The sequence below is a fragment of the Paludisphaera soli genome (assembly GCF_011064595.1).
Classification (GTDB): Bacteria; Planctomycetota; Planctomycetia; order Isosphaerales; family Isosphaeraceae; genus Paludisphaera; species Paludisphaera soli.
The window spans coordinates 1-17,213 of record NZ_JAALJI010000052.1 but is presented as its reverse complement, the minus strand read 5'-3'; the positions used below and the strand labels follow the sequence as shown (position 1 = coordinate 17,213).

Genomic DNA, 17,213 nt, shown 5'->3' with positions numbered 1-17,213 from the left:
GCCCGCCCGTAAGCCCTCGGCGTAGGCGGGCAGGTAGAAGGGCCCCAGGGGACAGACCTCGCCGTGCCCGACGATCCCCGCGTCCGTCTCCACGCGGACGATCGTGCTGTCGAAGACGTCCACCGACTTGCCGCCCGACCAGCGGTAGCTCCCCTCCTTCAGGGGCAGGTCGACCCGATAGGCCGCGATGCGAGTGATCTTCATAGTCTGCGGATCCGGGAGGGGGTTTGTGGGCCGACCAGGACGATAGCGGATGGCGATGGAGCGGGCAATGCGCCGCCAGACCGGGTGATCTCGTCGGGTCGAGATGATGGTTCATGGAGGGACCGATGAAGCGATCCCGCATGGTTCCGACCTGCCGCCTGGCCCTGGCCCTGTCGTCTGGGAGCGCCTGCTGGAGTCCTTCAGCACGTACGAGCCCGGAGAGGCGCCCTACCCCGTCCTCCGCGCCGCCGTCGCCGCCCACCTCGACGCCTCACCCGTCCCGATCGATCCAACAGACCGCTCCGCGCTGCTCGCCGAGGCCGAAGACGTCGGCCGTCCGTCCGGCTGGCCTGCGCTTCCGAGCGTATGAGCTGGCGCGGCGGCCTGCATGTCCGCGATGGAAGGTGTCACGGTGCTGAGGCTGTTCCTGCCTGAGCGCGGCGTGCTGGACGAGTAGTCGAGCCTCGTCGCCCGAGGAAGCGCCGACTCCATGCCCGGCGGCTTCCTCCCTGCCTTTCTGGCCATCCTCGCTCGGAGGGATCGACTCCCGCGGCCGCACCTGCCGCCGGCCTACTGCTTCGACGAGTTCCCGGACGACATGGAACCGCCGCCGATGCCCGGCCAGGGCGACGGCGATCCGCTGACGGGCCAAGCCTGGCCGTTGATCGGTCCTTATGAAGACTCGATTGAGCTCTGCCGCCGTCCGCGCGTCAGGTGCCGACCGACCTGATCAATCCGAGGTCGGGCAGGACGACGTCCCTGGCGGCGTCGGCGGCGTCCATCAGGTCCTCCCAAGTTAGGTAGAGGCGACTGGACCGGAAATGCGATCGGAAGTCGTGCCGGACGTCCTGGATCGGGTTCAGCTCGGGCGAGTCGGGCAAGGATGTGAGGGGAGCGAGGCAGATCGGCGGAAGCGACCATCGGTCACCTCGTCGCCAAACCGGTCGACTACTCGCGGCGGCTGGTGAGATCCAGTGGATCCGAAACCGGCCTCGCGACGCCGTGGGCCGCCCGGCCGTACAGGGAGAGCTCCGCCGGCATCCCACGCTGAAGAGGCCGAGCAGGACGAACCCCCAGGTGTAAGAGCCAGTGGACTGCCGGACCACGCCCAGGACGGGGGGGGTAGAACCCGCCGAGCCCGCCGGCGGCGCCGACCAGGTCGGTCACGCTCCCGACCGACCCGGGGAAACACTCGGGCACGAGCTTGAACACGGCGCCGTTGCCCAGGCCGATCGCCGCGGCCATGCCGAGCGCGCCGACGCTGAAGGTGCTCATCATCGGGCAGGCGAGCAAGAGGCCATGATCGCCGTGGCCGGGAAGACGAGGGCGAGGATCCGGCGCCCGCCGAAGCGGTCCGAGAGCCACCCGCCCAGGGGCCTCATCAGCGTGGCCAGGACGACGAACCCAGCGGTGCGGCACCCGGCGTAGGCGGGCGTCAGTCCGAAGATCTCGGTCAGGAACGTGGGGAGGTAGACGGCCATCGCCACGAAGCCGCCGAAGGTCAGGAAGTAGTAGAGACTCAACACCCAGCCGCGCGGGTCGGCCAGGGGGCGGAGGAAGTCGGAGAACCTCCGGCCAGCGGCCGGCCCGGCGGCGTCGCGAGCCAGCAGGAGGTAGGCGGCGAGCCACGCGAGCGTCAGCAAGGCGAAGGCCCAGAAGCCCGAGGCGTCGCCGAGCGCCGCGGCCAGTACGGGCGCGCCGAACGCCGCGAGCGACTGGCCGATGTTGTCCGTCCCGTAGACGCCCAAGGCGGCCCCCTGCCGAGCGGGCGGGTACCACCGGCTGACGGCCCCCGCTCCGACGGAGAAGCTGGACAGGGCCAGGCCGATGGAGAGGCCGCAGGCCAGCAGCTGCGGGTAGCTGCCGACCCACCCCATGAGCACCGCCGGCACGACCGAACCGAGCATGACCAGCGAGAAGACCGGCCGGGCCCCGTACCGGTCGGCGAGGATACCCAGCGGGACGCGCCCGAGGCTGCCCAGGAGGACCGGGACCGCCAAGGCGATGCTGACCTGCATCGGCTCGAGCCCCCAGGCGTTGCTTCAGGATCGGCATCATCGCCGAGACCGAGCCGAAGACCGCGAAGCAGACGAGGAAGGCACCGGTGTCCAGCGCGAGCTGGAGCGGTTTGCCGGCGGGGGGCGCGACGGCGGCCTCGTCGAAGGCGAGGGGCGTGAAGGTGACGGCGCTCATCGGCGGTCCTCCAGGGCGTAGACGTGGCGGAGCAGGCCGCCGTTGAGCAGCGGGCACGAGGCTCGCGACGGCGGCGGGCCAGACCACGGAGTCGTCGCCGCCGAGGAAGGCGTTCATCGTGGCCGTCAGCAGCCAGAGCCGCAGCACCACGAGCACGACGACCGTGCTCAGGACGCCGTAGACTACCTCTACTGGGAGGCGAAGCAGTCCCCATGGTCGCGGTGGATCATCGCCGTGGCCCTACCGCTCATCTGGGCCACACGCGAGGCGATCGAGCGACTCGACCGATTCCAGGTGACGGCAAAACTTGATAGGAACGCATTCGCGGGCTCTTACGAGCTTTGGGGCGTGCTCCAGGTCGTGTCGCTCGCGATCGTGCGCCTCTACGGGCCCGACCGCCCCAGGGGCCAGGCGCAGGAGATCGACTCGGCTCTCCACGATCGACCCCGGGTTATGTCCTGAGACGACATTGTCGCCGCAGAAGGCGTCCGCCCTCCTGAGGTGTCGCGGGACCGGCCGGCCCGTAGAGCACCGAGGATCGGCGTGGACGACGCCCGATCTCGACCGTGGGGGGGATGGCCCGGGCCGGATGGAGAATCCGGCCGTGACGGCCTTCAGGGGCCCACGCTGATCGGGCCCAGGTCGGTCATGAGGCGGACGGTCCCCTTGACGTCGGCGACGGCCTTGGCGAAGTCGCCGGGATCGGACACGGCGCGGTCGCCGACCTGGCGGATCGTCTGCCAGGGCTTGAGGCCGGCCTTGTCGGCGGGCGAGTCGGGCTCGACCTCGCGGACGACGACCCCCTGAGGGGCGGCTTCCAGCGGGTTGCCGCCGATCTGGGGGGCGATGAGCAGGCTGCGGTGGTCGACGCGGATCCCGCGCCAGGCGGGGGGGCGGACGGTGGCGATGATCTCCCCTTCCACCGGGAACTTGGCGAGAGTCAGCGACTTCTCCAGCTCGCGGCCCTGGCGGACGATCTTGAGGCGGATCTTGTCGCCGGGGCCGTACGCGCTGACGGCCACGATCAGGGACGAGAAGTCCCGCACGGGCGTCCCCTCGACCGAGACGATCAGGTCGTCGCGCTGGAGGTCGCCCTGGTCGGCCGGCGAGTTGGGGGAGACCGAGTCGATCCGGTTCGAGTTCCCCTGGTTGGCGTTGAAGCCGGCGGACTGGCGGATCCCCAGGAGGCCGTACTCCACCTCCTTCCCTTCCTTCAACGTCTCGACCGCGCGCCGGCCCATGCGGTCGATCGGGAAGGCGTAGCCGGCCATGGCGTCGAAGCCGGCGGGGCTGGCGGCCGTGGTGACCAGGCCCACCAGCTCCCCCTTCATGTCGACCACGGCGCCGCCGCTCATCCCCAGGTTGAGCTTGGAGTCGAGCTGCAGGAGCGTCGGGTAGTGGGGGAGCTGCGCGACGCGACGGCCGGTCGAGTCGACCTCGACGTCGTACATGACCCGGCGGGCGACGTTCGAGAGCATGCCCCAGCTCGCGTTCGCCCGGCCGTCCTGCATGGCCGCGTTGAACGGATTTCCCAGGGTGATCAGGAACGAGCCCTTGCGCAACGTGGAGGCGTCGCCCAGGGGGATCGGCTTGAGGAGGGGCTTGGCGAGGCCGGGGCCGGCGACGGGGGCGATCACCGCGAGGTCGCTGCGGGGGTCGGCGGCGATCACCTCGGCCTCGAAGACCTGGCGGTCGACGGCCCGGACGACCAGCCGGCTCGCCCCCTTGACGACGTGGAACGCCGTGAGGATCTCGCCGTCGTCGCCGACGACCACGCCGGAGCCGAAGTCGAACGAGATGGCCTCGTCGTCGATCATGCGGGCGCGGGCCATCCGCGCCTCCAGGTCGGCCCTGGCGCGGGGGCGGCCGCGTACGGCCATGGTCTCACCCGCGTTCTCGTCGCGGTCGCGATGGATCGCCACCACGGACCCCTCCGTCCGGGCGATGACGTCGGCGAGAACCTTCTCGAAAGCGGAGACGACGTCGAGCGGGGAGGGGGCCGCCGCCTTGGGGGCGTCGTCCCACGCCATCCCCGCGCAGACCAGACAGAGCAAGAGCGTCATCGAGCCATCCTTCCGGGCCAGTCCAGCCGGGCCGCCGGCCCGACAAGGCGAACGAGCGTCGCGGGTCGGCCTTCCCACATCCATTGTTTCCCCGCCCCGCCCCGGCGACAACCCAGGATGAAACGTCCGGCCGATTTCCGGAGCTCACGCCCGTTCCAGACGTCGAAGCCCCCGAGAGCCGGCTAGGGCCGCTCGCCGGCCGCCTTGAGGATCTCGGGAGGGGTGGCGTCGGGGGCGGCGGGGAGTTCCAGGAACTCGCGGAGCCTGGCCCTCTCGTTCTTCGTGTCGCCGCCGGTGACGAGCGTGAATCGGCCGTCGCGGGCGAAGGCGTCGATGTTCATGACGGGGTTGGCGTCGGCGGTGAACCGGGCCTTCGTCAGCGGGACGGCCTCGCCGACGGTGGTCCGGATCCAGGCGTTCCCGAACTCGGCGCGGCGGGGGTGGGTGGTGGAGTCGCGGTCACGCTTGAAGTCCTCGATGAAGGCGTAGTAGCCGCCCAGGTCCGCGCCGCCGGTGATCGTGGAGAAGGTCACGAGCTTCTTCCAGGCGTCCTCCTCGGGGACGAGGAACCAGCCCGTGTACTCGGTGCGGTCGCCGTCGACGCGGGACGAGACCATCAGCTTGTAGGTCTGGCCGAGCTTCCAGTCGTAATCGAAGAACGACTGGCCGCCGCTCCCCTCGCCGCCGAACCGCTTCACGCGGACCTTCTCGTCCTTGTACAGCAACTTCGTCCGAGCCTCCTGCTTCTGGGCGTTCGGGTCGTCGCTCTCCGAGTCCCAGACCGAAAAGATCAGGAGCTTCTTGCCGTTCCCCAGCTCCTGGAGGCCGAAATACCCCTTGTTCCAGCCGCAGACCATGAAGTACGTGCCGACGGCCGACTCGCGGATGGTGATCTCGTTGCAGAACGCCGTCCCCGCCACCGCCGGATACCCCAGGTGGACCGACCGGCAGGCGACGTCCTTCAGCCGCTCGTCGGCCCGCGCGCCCGCCCCGGCCGCGATCACCGCCAGCCCCGCGATCAGCCATCGTCGAACCCGTCCCGTCTTCATCGCAAACCTCCTCCCGCGTCGATCGTCCCGCCCCGATCAGACCGGGTTCCTCGAAGCCCGTCAACCATCGGCCGGCCCCGCCGGGAACGAGCCGATCGCGCGGATGCCATCGTTGGAAAGCTCCCAGACCTCGGTCGAGAGCGGATGGGGGGCGCTGCGGTACTCGCGGACCACGACCCGGCCCAGCCTCGCGAGCAAGTCGTGGTCCGAGGCCGGCCACAGGTAGAGGAAGTCCCGATCCGGGGCGACGGCCAGGAGCGGCCAGCCGAGCGGCCCCCCGGCGACCGCCGGCAGGTTCGGCGCGAGCATCAGGGCCGTCTTGAAGGGGAGCGACGTGGTGAGGACGCCGAGCCGCGAGCCGTCGACGACCTCGACCTGGAGCGTCGCCTCCTCGAGCGCCCGGGCCAGGTTCTGGGACGCCAGCGCGCCGGACTGGTCCTCGGTGAGCTTCAGCGCGCGGAGCATCTCGGCCGTCGCCCAGCTGACCAGCCGCGCCTCCGGGTCGGTGAAGGCCAGGACGACGTCGACGCTCGGGCTCAGGGGGTTCCGATAGGAAGCCTTGAGGCTCTCCGCATAATCGCTCGGCTCCAGGATCCAGTAGAGGTGCTCGGGGGCGAGGCCCGCCTCCGCCGCGAGCCAGGATCGCTCGACGGCGTCGACGAACGCGGCGACCCGGCCGGCGTCCCCGTCGCGCTCCAGCTCTCGGGCGAGATTATGAAGGCTGACGGCCAGTTCCGCGCCGTCACGCTCGACGAGGTAGCCCCCCTCGTTCTCCAGGTCGGCGCGGAAGGGGATCCCCCGGCGCTCCAGCTCGGCTTGGAACAGCGTCTCCACGTCCATCGTCAATCCTCGGGAAGGGGCCGTCGGTCCGAGATCCGCTCCACGACGGAGGAGATCAGCCGCCCGGCGACCCGCGCGTCGGCGAGCTCGGTCGTGTGGCAATAGTCGATGAAGACCAACTCGGCAGCGTCCCGAAACATCCCGCCCAGGTCGACGAAATCGGGGCGGGAGCGGAGGGCGTCGCGTCGAGACTTCTCGTCCCCCACCTTCGCGAAGATCGGGGCGAGCCAGGCGTACCGGGCGGCCTGGTCGCGCTCGAACTCGGTCGGCGCCGCGCGGTCGAATACGGTCGGCTGCCAGGCGAAGAGCGTGCGGAAGCCGTATCTCGCGGCCAGGGCGTCGACCAGGCCCAGGTTCGCCTCGTACACGTCGAGGACGCCCCGGGCGAGCGAGTCGACGTCTGCGGCCGGCGCGACGGGGCCGTCCGCGCCGGGCGATCCGAGCAGGCGGCGGCCGAGCGCCTGCGCGACCCGTTGGAGCGCCGAGCCTTCCAGCAGGCGGCCGACGATCGCCGCCGACATCCGGCCCGGTGACTGGAGCAGGTTGAACTCGCGGGCGCGGTTGCGCTCGTTGGTGGTCAGCCCGGCCGAGCCTTCCAGCAGGGCCGACGCCGCGTCGTTCACGCCGTCGTAGAACAGGACGAGATCGGGCCGATAACCCGCCTGCAACTCGCGGGCGAGCGCGACGACCTCCTGGGTGCTCACATAGCCGATCTCGGATAGGTTGCGGACCTCGGCGGCGATCCCCCGCTCGTGCAGGAGGCGGGCGAGATGCGACGGGATCGTCTGGTCGTCGCGGGCGCCGAAGCCCCAGAGCGACGAGCCGCCGAGCAGGAGGATCCTCACCGGAGGCCTTGGGTCATCGCCGCCCCCCCGCCCCGTCGGAGCCTGCCAGACGGCTCGCCGGCCGCGGTCGTCGACGGTGATCGTCTCGCCCCGGAACGGCCGCTGCCGGAAGTAGGCGAAGGGCTCCCAACGATCGGCCAGGGCCTCCAGCTCGCGGTAATGGACGGCGGGCCAGGCCTCGCCTTCGTAGCCGTCGCGGACGACGCGAGGGTCGGGGATCGTCAGCGGGGCGACGCGGTCCTTAAGCGCGAAGGCCCCCCGGAGTCCCAGCTCGACCGCGATGAGGAGGATGAGCGAGAGTCCCAGCAGCAGCCAGCCGTCGCGGACGAGCGCGAGGATGCGGCGGAGGTTCCGGAGAGGCGGGCGGGTCATGGGGGCTCTCGGGGCTTGTCGTGGGAAACCCGTGCGGGCTAACGTGTAGTGTCGTCGAACGAGGACGCCTCGTCCACACTCCGCCCGGCCCTTCGAGCGATCCGCCGATGTCCGAAGTCCCAGCCGATTCGAGCCTCCGGGGGTTGCGGTGCGCCGTGCTGGGCGCCACCTCGGGGATCGGACGGGCCACGGCGATCGCCCTGGCCCGCGCCGGGGCCGACGTGATCGTCCACGGCCGACGGCTCGACGCCGCCGTTTGCGTCGTCCGCGAGATCGAAGGGCGGGGGACGCGGGTCGCCTCGATCCTGGCCGACCTGCGCTCGCGCGACGAGGGGGACCGGCTGGTCGCCAACGCGTGGAAGCTCTGGGGAGGCCTCGACGCCTGGGTCCACTTCGCCGGCGCCGACGTCCTGACCGGCGACGGGGCGAAGCTCTCCTTCGAAGCCAAGCTGGACCTGCTCTGGGAGGTCGACGTCGTCGCCGCCATCCGGCTCTGCCGCGACGTCGGCCGGCGGATGGTCGACGCGGGGGGCGGCTCGATCGTCACGATGGGCTGGGACCAGGCCGAGACCGGCATGGAAGGGGACTCCGGCGAGACGTTCGCCGCGACCAAGGGCGCCGTCATGGCGTTTACTCGCAGCTTGTCGCTGAGCCTCGCGCCGAGCGTCCGCGTCAACGGCGTGGCCCCCGGCTGGATCCAGACCGCCTGGGGCGAGACGGCCCCCCCGGAGTGGCAGGAACGCGTCCTCCGCGAGACCCCCCTGAAACGCTGGGGGACGCCCGAAGACGTCGCCCGCGCCACCGCCTTCCTCGTCGGCCCGGCCTCCGGGTTCCTCACCGGCCAGATCCTCCGCGTGGACGGCGGCGCGATCCGCTGACGGGCCCTGTACTTCAAGGAAGGACGCGATGAACCTCCCGGCGCTTCTGACCCTTTCGATCGCCGTGGTCGCCTCGGCCCCCGACCCGAAGCCGCCGAACATCGTCGTGTTCCTCGTCGACGACATGGACCTCTCGTCCTGCTCGCCCTACGGCGCGAAGCCTCGCGTGGCGACGCCGAACATGGAGCGGATCGCGGCCGACGGCATGTTGTTCACCCACGCCTTCGTCGCCTCGCCGAGCTGCGCCCCCAGCCGCGCGGCCTTGCTCACGGGGCTGGACCCGATGCGGAACGGGTCGATGCTCAACCACAGCCGGCCGAAGCCCGGCGTGAAGCTCTGGCCGGCGTACTTCCGCGAACTCGGCTATGAGACGGCGGCCGTCGGCAAGACGGCCCACTACGCGCAGGTGACCACCTACGGGTTCGACCACGCCAGCCATTACACCTACCACGACGACGCCTGCGTCGAGGCGGCCGCCGACTGGCTGGCGAAGCGCGAGTCCGACAAGCCGCTCTGCCTGATCGTCGGGACCAACTGGCCCCACGTCCCCTGGCCGAGGCGCTCCGCCCTGCCTCCCGAGAACGTCGCCCTCCCCCCTGCCCTGGTCGACACGCCGGCCACGCGGCTGGCCATCACGCACTACGCGGCGGCCGTCGCCAACGCCGACCGCGACCTCGGCCTCCTCCACGACGCGGCCCGAGAGCATCTGGGCCCCGAAACCGTCTTCATCTTCACCAGCGACCACGGCGCCCAGCTGCCCTTCGGCAAGTGGGACGTTTATGACGCGGGCGTCCGCACCCCCTTGATCGTCGCCTGGCCCGGCAAGATCGCGCCGGGCTCGAAGACCGACGCGATGGCGAGCTGGATCGACCTCCTCCCCACCTGCCTGGAGATCGCCGGCGCGAAGCCTCCCGAGGACCTCTCGGGCCGGTCGCTCCTGAGCGTCTTAACGGGGACGACCGACCGTCACCGCGACGAGGTCTATTTGACCCACAGCGGCGACCTCCCCATGAACCGCTACCCCCTGCGCGCGGTCCGCACCCGCGACTGGAAGTACATCCGCAACCTCGACCCCGACGCCGAGCACCACACCCACATCGACAAGGGCGTCGCCGGCGACGGCCGCGTCCTCTGGGATTCGTGGGTGGCGAAGGCCGAGACCGACCCCGCCGCCGCCGCGACCGTCGCCCACTACTTGCGCCGCCCCGCCGAGGAGCTGTACGACCTGAACGCCGACCCCGCCGAACTCCGCAACCTCGCCGACGCCCCAGAGCACGCCGCGACCCGGGCGGAACTCCGCGCGAAGCTCGACCGCTGGATGGAATCGCAGGGCGACCGGGGCCTCGAAACGGAACGCGCGCTCTCCGATCCGCGCGTGAAGGCCCGAGCGAACGGGGAGGCGGGATGAGAGGATGGGGCACGCGGCCCGGACGGCCGCATGAGTCGGCCCGGGGGCGTGAGCCATCCCCGAACGAAACTCAGGAAAGCCGTCGCGAGGGGCCCGATTTATGCGAACGAATCATGAGAACCCGGCGTCATGCGAATCTCGTATCGGATCTTCGCGCTCGATAAGCATGGGTTGCCGTACACGGCCGAAGAGTCGCGAGATTGCGAAGCAAACGATGGGTTGATCGAAAGCGTCTTGAACCGCGTGCTCTCCTCGCGCGCTTTCGAGGATTATGAGATCGTCCCGGAGCTTGACCGGGGACTAGACGTTCAGGGGGCGCACGCGGTGATCACCGCCGTGATGGCTATCGTGAAGCCTTCGGGCGAGGTCGAGATCGGCTCTCACTACCAATTCTGCGAGCACGCGATCTTCCGCGAGCCTTTCGGTGACGGTGACAGGCTCGATCTGCCGGCCACGACGGTCGAGGTCGGAGAGGTCAGGAGCGACTTGCTGGCGATGTCCCACGGCCAGATACCCGAGGCGATGATCTTTCGCGGCCCCGAGGATGACGACGCCTGATGCAGGTCGACTTGTGCGAGCCCAACACTGCAGCGGCGAGTCATCAGGAGCTGCCAGGCATTCCTTCATGAGCGAGCCCGCCTCTCCACCCCGCGTCCTCTTCGTCACCGGCCGCCTCGCGGAATTCGCGCTGCGGCAGGTGCTGGAGGAGGTCGCGCCCCGGGCGGGGATCGTCGCCGAGGTCGCGGTGCTGCCGATCACGGTGGCGGCGTTGATGACGCCGGCGTGGGTGGCGAGGAAATTGGAGCCGCCGCCGGGGCTCGACCGGATCATCCTGCCGGGGCACTGCCGGGGCGACCTCACGGCGATCGAGGCCAAGGCTCCGGGGGTACCCATCGTGGTCGGGCCCGAGGACCTGCGCGACATCCCTCGGCTGTTCGGCCAGGGCCAGGCCTCGGGACGGCCGGACGACTACGGGGCGTATGACGTGGCGATCCTCGCCGAGATCAACCACGCCCCCCGCCTGCCCCGCGCGGAGCTGCTGCGCCAGGCCCTGGCCTTCGCCGCCGAGGGGGCCGACCTCATCGACCTAGGCTGCGACCCCGGCGCCCCCTGGGCCGAGGTCGGCGACGCCGTACGCGCCCTGATCGACGCCGGCCTGCGGGTCTCGATCGACAGCTTCGACCCCGACGAGGTGGCCCGCGCCGTGGCTGCCGGGGCCGAGCTGGTCCTGAGCGTCAACGCCGGCAACCGCGACGCCGCGAAGGACTGGGGCGCGGAGGTCGTCGTCCTCCCCGACCAGCCGGGGACGCTCGACGGGCTGGACGCGACGGTGGAAGCCCTCGAAGCGGCCGGCGTGCCGTATCGGATCGACCCGATTTTGGAGCCGATCGGCTTCGGCTTCGCCTCCTCGCTGGGCCGCTATCTGGAGGTCCGCCGGCGCTATCCCGACGCCGCGATGATGATGGGCGTGGGCAACCTGTCCGAGCTGACCGACGTCGACTCGGCGGGGATCAACACGCTCCTGATGGGCTTCTGCCAGGAGCAGGCGATCCACAGCGTCCTGACCACGGCCGTCATCAACTGGGCCCGGTCGTCAGTCCGCGAGCTGGACCTGGCGCGAAGGCTGGCGCGGCACGCCGTGGTCAATCGGGTGCTCCCCAAGCGCGTCGAGCCCGGACTCGTCATGCTCCGCGACCCCAAGCTGCCGCCCCGGTTCGGCCCGGAGAACCTCGCCGAACTCCAGCGCCGGATCCGCGACCCCAACTGGCGGATCTTCGCCGAGGACGGCGTCGTGCACGCGCTCAACAACGAGCACCTGCTGAGCGGCCCCGACCCGTTCCTACTGTTCGAGCAAATGGGGGTGTCGGACGCATCGCACGCCTTCTACCTGGGCTGGGAGATGATGAAGGCCAGAACCGCCTTGACGCTGGGCAAGGCGTATCGCCAGGATCAAGCGCTCTCGTGGGGGTTCCTGACCGAGACGGAGGCCAGCCACCGGCTCCGGCGCGGTCGGGCCGGGGGCGACGGCCCGTCGGAGGCGACGGCGACGGCCCCGCCCGAGGCCCCGACGCCCGAGAAGGACGAGCGAGCGTGATCGTCGAAGGAATCGTCACCACCCTGAGCCCCGAAGGCGAGCTGAACATCGCCCCAATGGGCCCCAAGATCCCCGCCGACCTCAACTTCGGCACGTTCATCCTGCGCCCGTACAAGGCCTCCACGACCTACCGGAACCTCAAGGCCGGCGGCCAGGGGGTCTTCCACGTCACCGACGACGTGCGGCTGCTCGCCCAGGCCGCCATCGGCGCGGCCATCGAACCCTACCCGGCCACGAAGCCCGCGAGCGCCGTCGCCGGCCGGGTGCTCGCCGACGCCTGCCGCTACTACGAGTTCCGGCCGATCGTCGTCGACGACATCGACGAGCGCACGACCGTCCTGGTCGAGACCGTGGCCGAGGGACGGATCCGTGACTTCCTCGGCTTCAACCGGGCGAAGCATGCCGTGGTCGAGGCCGCCATCCTCGCCACCCGGACCGCGTTCTTGCCGGCGGCCGAGATCCTCGACGAGTTCCAGAAGCTGTCGATCCTCGTCGACAAGACCGGCGGCCCCGTCGAGCACGAGGCGTTCGACCTCCTCCGCGACCACGTCCGTCGCGCGATCGGCCCGCCGCCCGACCCGAAGGCCTCCCGCCCATGACTCGCCTCTACATCCGGACCGCCAGCCGGCTCCACTTCGGGCTCCTCGGCTGGGGCCCCCACGTTCGACGCCAGTTCGGCGGTGTCGGGCTGATGATCGAGGCCCCCGGCCTGGAACTGCTCGCCGAGCCCGCCGACCGCTTCCATGCCGAAGGCCCGCTCGCCGGTCGCGTCGCCGCGCTGCTCGACCGCATCCAGGGCCGATGGGCCGAGGCCGCGCCGATCCGTCGCCTCGGAGTGAAAGTCCTTCAGGCTCCGGCCGAGCACACGGGCCTGGGCGTGGGCACCCAGCTCAGCCTGGCCGTGGCCCGGCTGGTGCTGACGGCGTCGGGCGTGGAGGCGACGCTGGAGAGGCTTGCGCGACTCTCCGAGCGAGGCTTGCGATCCGGCGTGGGCCTCCATGGCTTCGTCCACGGCGGCCTGCTCGTCGACGGCGGCCACAAGGTCTCCGGCGACCTGCCCCCACTGGTCTCGCGCCTGGTGTTTCCCGCCGACTGGTCGATCCTGGTCGTCCGCCCCCCCGCCCCCCCGGGCCGCCACGGTCGCGACGAGGCCGCCGCCTTCGCCGAACTTCCGGCCGTCTCCGAACGGACCTCCGAGCGCCTGTGCCGCCTCGTCTTGCTGGACCTCCTCAGCGCCGTCGCAAGCCGCGACCTAGAAGGCTTCGGCGCCGCCCTCGCCGAACTCCAGCGCGAGGTCGGAGCCGCTTTCGCTCCCGCCCAGGGGGGCGTCTACGCCTCACCCGAATCCGAGGCCCTTATCGCCGAGTTCGCCCGCCTCGGACTGGTCGGCGCCGGCCAAAGCTCATGGGGACCGTCGCTCTACGCCTTCGGCCGCGTCGATGACGACGAACGCCAGGCGATCTCAGCTCACCTCCGAGCCCGCCACGCTCTCGGCCCGAGCGACGTCGCCTGGACGCACGCGCGCAACGTCGGCGCGGAACTGATGATCGAGCCTAAGGCCGACTTCGCTTGAGTGATGAGACGGCGGCCTCGTGCGCCTGATACGGTTCGGCTCTCCACCCTACTCGCCCCGACGCCCGGCAACCATCCCAGGCCGCCGCATTCCGGACAAAGGACCTTCCCGTCCGCGAAAAGCGGGATCGCCCGGCACCGGCAATCGATCGCCCCGAAGCCCCGAACGGGGAGCAACGGCTTCAGCTCAGGATAGCGTTCCGAGCCCCAGACGAGAGCCCGCAGCATGTCGCTCGGCTCCCTGCGGACTGTGTCCACATCAGGAAGATCGAAGTCCGAGCCGACGACGACGACCTCGCCGTTGGCCCTCAGGAAGTAACCGGCCCACAGACTCCATCCGATCGGGAGGGCTTGAAGGCGTTCAGCGTGGCTGCGGTCTTCCGCCGTAAGATTCCACGGCAGGTCGGCGATGAGTCGCGATACGACTTGTTCGGCGGTCGGTGACCACATTGTGGAGCCCTCGGTGGACACGATTGATCGAGCGCCTCGTTGATGGCGGCCGGCCTGAAGGGGCGGATGACAGGACGTTGATCCGCCTCCGCCAGGTCGAACCGGGCCGGGTGGATCGACTCTTCGACGCTCTACCGCAGGAGGAGGAGAGACATGCAGCCGGATAGATGTTACCCGATCGGTCTCGACTATGCCTGGCTGGCGACCGATGCGGAGGGACATGTCGCTCGCTTCACAAACGCGGGACAGGGGCCTATCCCGAAAGCGGTGCTGGCCGATCGTCGGGCCTCAGACCAGGCTGAGGCGCTGACGATGGCCCTCCCCGAGCGCGGCGATTCCCTCATGCTCGTCGCCATGCCGAGGCCGGACGATTTCGTCGCCGTCGCATGCCGCGGCCTGTTTGCTTACGACTGGCAGGACGCCCACCGACAAGCGGGCCGGATCCACCGCTATGAACTTATCTCCCGACCGACCGTCCCGGTCACTGTCGAGGAATTGGTCGGAGAGCTGGCCACGCTGATCGGCAAGGTGAAGTTTCGGTCGATCCGATTCGCCGAGAGCCCCGCCATCGCGGTCGACGATCATGGGGAGTGCCACAGCGAGTAGCCTGTCGTTACGTGCGGATCGAGCATCACACAGAACGATTCGAGTCGATCCAACGGCTCTGAGGGCTGAGTGGCGGTATCGCGATTTCGAAGCGACGTGCGGCCCCGGCTTTTTCGCGTGACCGTTTTTGGGCCGATCGCTACCATCGGGTCGTATCTCGCCGCGGGCCGTCGCTCGCGGTTTCGGTCGATCCTCGACCTCAATGCACCCCTGAGGGACTTCTGATGCTCAAGTTTGCCAGATGGACCGCCTTCGCCCTGGTCGCCGGATTGTCGGCCCAGGTCGGATCACGAGGCGCGGATCTCGGCGTCGGCGACGCGGCGCCGAAGCTGGAAGTCAAGGAATTCGTGAAGGGCGAGCCGGTCAAGGCGCTGGAACCCGGCCAGTTCTACGTCGTCGAGTTCTGGGCCACCTGGTGCGGCCCCTGTCGTGCCACGATCCCGCACCTCACCGAGCTGCAAAAGAAGCACAAGGACGTGACGTTCATCGGCGTCAGCGTCTGGGAGCAGGACCAGGGCGAGATCAAGCCGTTCGTCGAGGAGATGGGCGACAAGATGGACTACCGCGTCGCCATGGACGCCGTCCCCGAGAAGGGCGACGCCGACGACGCGCCGATGGCCAAGAACTGGATGAAGGCCGCCGGGCAGAACGGCATCCCCACCGCCTTCATCATCAACAAGGACCTCAAGGTCGCCTGGATCGGTCACCCGGCCGAGATGGACGAGCCGCTCGAGAAGATCGTGAACGGGTCGTGGGACATGAACTCCGCGATCGCCGAGGCGAAGAAGGCCAAGGAGGAGCAGGCCAAGATGGCCAAGATCCAGGCCAAGCTTCAGAAGGCGATGCAGTCGGAAGACCCCGCCCAGATCGTCGCCGCGATCGATGAGATCGTCAAGGAGGTCCCCGAGGCCGGCAAAAACCTGACCCCCCTGAAGTTCAACGCCCTCGTGCAGTCCGGCGAAGAGGACAAGGCCCTCGAAGTCGGCAAGAGCCTGCTGCAAGGTGAGGCCGGCGAGAACTCCCAGGCCCTCAACTTCCTCGCCTGGGCGATCGTCGACCCCGACGTCAAGAAGAAGCCCGGCGCGAAGCTCGTCGCCTTCGCCCTCGAAGCCGCCAAGAAGGGCGACGCGATGGAAGACGGCAAGAGCCCCTTCCTCGCCGACACGCTCGCCAAGGCCTACTTCGACTCCGGCGACGCCGCCAAGGCCCTCGAAACGCAGAAGCGCGCCGTGGAACTCGCCAAGGGGACCGAACTCGAAGACGAGCCGACACTCAAGGAACGCCTTGAGCAGTATCAGAAAGCCGTCGACAAGAAAGACTAAAACAGCGTCGGCCCCGCCTGCGGGAACGAATCCCGCCTGCGGGGCTGACACAAGCCCCCTATGCCGGCTAACGCCTGAGGCCCCCGCCCGCTTCTCTTTCGATACTCATCGCCTCGGTGACGCCGAGACCCGTCACAAATCCACCGTCGCAGCGGGTCACCGATCGGCTCCTCTCGGCCGTTCGCCCTCTGGGCGAAGTCGAGCTGTCGACCGTGGGGACGTGCAGACCCTGCGAAGCGATCCGAGGTGGGTGTCCGAGCGGCCGAAACGTGTGGCCAGGAGCATTCAGCCCAAGCGAACATCTACGGCAAGCGACCTTCGGAACGATGACATCGACGAGGAAGAGCCCGAACGCGGTGCCAGACTCGGGGGGCCTCGAGTTCATCAGCTGCGGAGACGGCGTGAGAAGACCGACGGGGACGCATCGGGAACGAGACACGGGTGGCTCGAGCCGAACGATCCTGCTAAGGTCCCCGCGGGGGAAACCCTCATCCGCCTAGGTTCTGTCTGACGGCTCAAGGAGCCGGAAGCAGCGGCGGATCATGGCGAGCTTCACCATGGCCAGGAAGTTGACCGCGAGCCTCTCGAACCGCGTCGCCAGCCGCCGGTCCTCCTTCAGCCGCAGGATGAACCGCTCGACGATGCTGCGGCGTCGGTAGGCGTCGGCGTCGGCGTCGGTGTCGAACATTGATCCGGACCGCCTCCAGGGCCGGCTCCAGCGACTTCGACTCGTGGGCCTGGCCCGCGGTGACGACGGCCGAGAGCGGGACGCCGCCGGAGTCGACGACCAGGTGCAGCTTCGTCCCGAACCCGCCCCGCGAGCGGCCGAGGGCGTGGTCGGCGGGCTCGGCCGGCCCCCTTTTCCCCCCCGGCCCCGGCGGCCGCGCGGCTCGCCCGGATGGAGGTCCCGTCGATGCACCAGAGGTCGAAGTCGATCCGCCCCGAGGCGTCGAGCTTCAGGTGGAGCATTTCGAGCATGCGGCCGATCGTGCCGTCCCGAGCCCAGCGCTTGAAGCGGTCGTAGACGCTCTTCCACTTGCCGTAACGTTCGGGGAGTTCCCGCCACTGGGCTCCGGTATGGAGGATCCAGAGGACCCCGTCGAGGGTCGTGCGATGGTCGTTCCAGCGACCGCCCGGCCTCCCGACCGGCGGCAGTAGGTCGGCGATCGCGGCGAATTCCTCGTCCTTCAGCTCGTAGCGTCGCGTCATCGCGGCCTCCCTGGTGAAGCCGCCATCGTAACGCTTTACGAGCCGTCAGACAGAACCTAGACCATCCGGCGATTGTCGAGCCACTCCGGCCGCCGTCGGCGCGGGTC

The 17,213-nt window shown here is 69.7% G+C and carries 15 protein-coding genes and 2 pseudogenes; 8 read left to right on the top strand and 9 right to left on the bottom strand.

What is annotated here, in order from left to right:
* From G6O68_RS30350 to G6O68_RS30310, 8 genes and pseudogenes are all read right to left on the bottom strand, one after another.
* A pseudogene (locus G6O68_RS30350) lies at positions 1–204 on the bottom strand (cis-3-hydroxy-L-proline dehydratase); the annotation flags it as partial.
* 710 nt (positions 205–914) lie between these two features.
* Positions 915–1,085 carry a hypothetical protein gene (locus G6O68_RS30345; RefSeq protein WP_165253279.1) on the bottom strand — a complete coding sequence of 57 codons (171 nt, stop codon included), beginning with the start codon at positions 1,083–1,085 and terminating at the stop codon, positions 915–917.
* A gap of 67 nt (positions 1,086–1,152) precedes the next feature.
* Positions 1,153–1,497, bottom strand: coding sequence for a hypothetical protein (locus tag G6O68_RS30340; RefSeq protein ID WP_165253277.1), 345 nt, complete (start codon positions 1,495–1,497; stop codon positions 1,153–1,155).
* The gene (locus G6O68_RS30335) at positions 1,479–2,222 is read right to left on the bottom strand and encodes an MFS transporter (protein ID WP_165253275.1); all 744 of its coding nucleotides are present in this window, start codon (positions 2,220–2,222) and stop codon (positions 1,479–1,481) included. The genes G6O68_RS30340 and G6O68_RS30335 overlap by 19 nt, the downstream gene beginning before the upstream one ends.
* A 789-nt stretch (positions 2,223–3,011) precedes the next feature.
* Entirely contained in the window at positions 3,012–4,460 is a 1,449-nt protein-coding gene (locus G6O68_RS30325; protein WP_165253271.1) for a trypsin-like peptidase domain-containing protein, read from the bottom strand.
* 182 nt (positions 4,461–4,642) lie between these two features.
* Positions 4,643–5,509, bottom strand: coding sequence for a DUF3472 domain-containing protein (locus G6O68_RS30320; RefSeq protein ID WP_165253269.1), 867 nt, complete (start codon positions 5,507–5,509; stop codon positions 4,643–4,645).
* A gap of 60 nt (positions 5,510–5,569) precedes the next feature.
* Positions 5,570–6,349: a hypothetical protein gene (locus G6O68_RS30315; protein ID WP_165253267.1), complete on the bottom strand. Its 780-nt coding sequence runs from the start codon at positions 6,347–6,349 to the stop codon at positions 5,570–5,572.
* 2 nt (positions 6,350–6,351) lie between these two features.
* Positions 6,352–7,566 (bottom strand): SGNH/GDSL hydrolase family protein, encoded by a 1,215-nt coding sequence (locus tag G6O68_RS30310; protein ID WP_165253265.1) that lies wholly within the window; start codon positions 7,564–7,566, stop codon positions 6,352–6,354.
* A 107-nt stretch (positions 7,567–7,673) separates the two neighbouring features.
* On the opposite strand from G6O68_RS30310, the gene G6O68_RS30305 reads away from it, so the two are divergent.
* The 8 genes from G6O68_RS30305 to G6O68_RS30270 all read left to right on the top strand — a co-directional run bounded on the left by G6O68_RS30305 (position 7,674) and on the right by G6O68_RS30270 (position 15,897).
* Positions 7,674–8,444, top strand: a complete 771-nt coding sequence (locus G6O68_RS30305; RefSeq protein WP_165253264.1) for an SDR family NAD(P)-dependent oxidoreductase — start codon at positions 7,674–7,676, stop codon at positions 8,442–8,444.
* Between the two features lie 28 nt (positions 8,445–8,472).
* Positions 8,473–9,852 (top strand): sulfatase family protein, encoded by a 1,380-nt coding sequence (locus tag G6O68_RS30300; RefSeq protein ID WP_165253262.1) that lies wholly within the window; start codon positions 8,473–8,475, stop codon positions 9,850–9,852.
* 129 nt (positions 9,853–9,981) lie between these two features.
* The gene (locus tag G6O68_RS30295) at positions 9,982–10,410 is read left to right on the top strand and encodes a hypothetical protein (RefSeq protein ID WP_165253259.1); all 429 of its coding nucleotides are present in this window, start codon (positions 9,982–9,984) and stop codon (positions 10,408–10,410) included.
* Positions 10,411–10,477: 67 nt separating this feature from the next.
* Complete coding sequence (locus G6O68_RS30290; RefSeq protein WP_165253257.1) at positions 10,478–11,947, top strand: DUF6513 domain-containing protein; 1,470 nt, start codon at positions 10,478–10,480, stop codon at positions 11,945–11,947.
* Complete coding sequence (locus G6O68_RS30285) at positions 11,944–12,546, top strand: DUF447 domain-containing protein (protein WP_165253255.1); 603 nt, start codon at positions 11,944–11,946, stop codon at positions 12,544–12,546. The genes G6O68_RS30290 and G6O68_RS30285 overlap by 4 nt, the downstream gene beginning before the upstream one ends.
* Positions 12,543–13,520 carry a beta-ribofuranosylaminobenzene 5'-phosphate synthase family protein gene (locus G6O68_RS30280; protein WP_165253253.1) on the top strand — a complete coding sequence of 326 codons (978 nt, stop codon included), beginning with the start codon at positions 12,543–12,545 and terminating at the stop codon, positions 13,518–13,520. The genes G6O68_RS30285 and G6O68_RS30280 overlap by 4 nt, the downstream gene beginning before the upstream one ends.
* 602 nt (positions 13,521–14,122) lie before the next feature.
* A complete protein-coding gene (locus G6O68_RS30275; protein ID WP_165253251.1) occupies positions 14,123–14,575 on the top strand; it encodes a hypothetical protein in 453 nt (150 codons plus the stop codon).
* A 224-nt stretch (positions 14,576–14,799) separates the two neighbouring features.
* Positions 14,800–15,897 carry a TlpA family protein disulfide reductase gene (locus G6O68_RS30270; RefSeq protein WP_165253249.1) on the top strand — a complete coding sequence of 366 codons (1,098 nt, stop codon included), beginning with the start codon at positions 14,800–14,802 and terminating at the stop codon, positions 15,895–15,897.
* 496 nt (positions 15,898–16,393) lie between these two features.
* On the opposite strand, the pseudogene G6O68_RS30265 reads toward G6O68_RS30270, so the two are convergent.
* Positions 16,394–17,106: pseudogene (locus tag G6O68_RS30265) on the bottom strand (IS5 family transposase).
* Between the last annotated feature and the right edge of the window lie 107 nt (positions 17,107–17,213).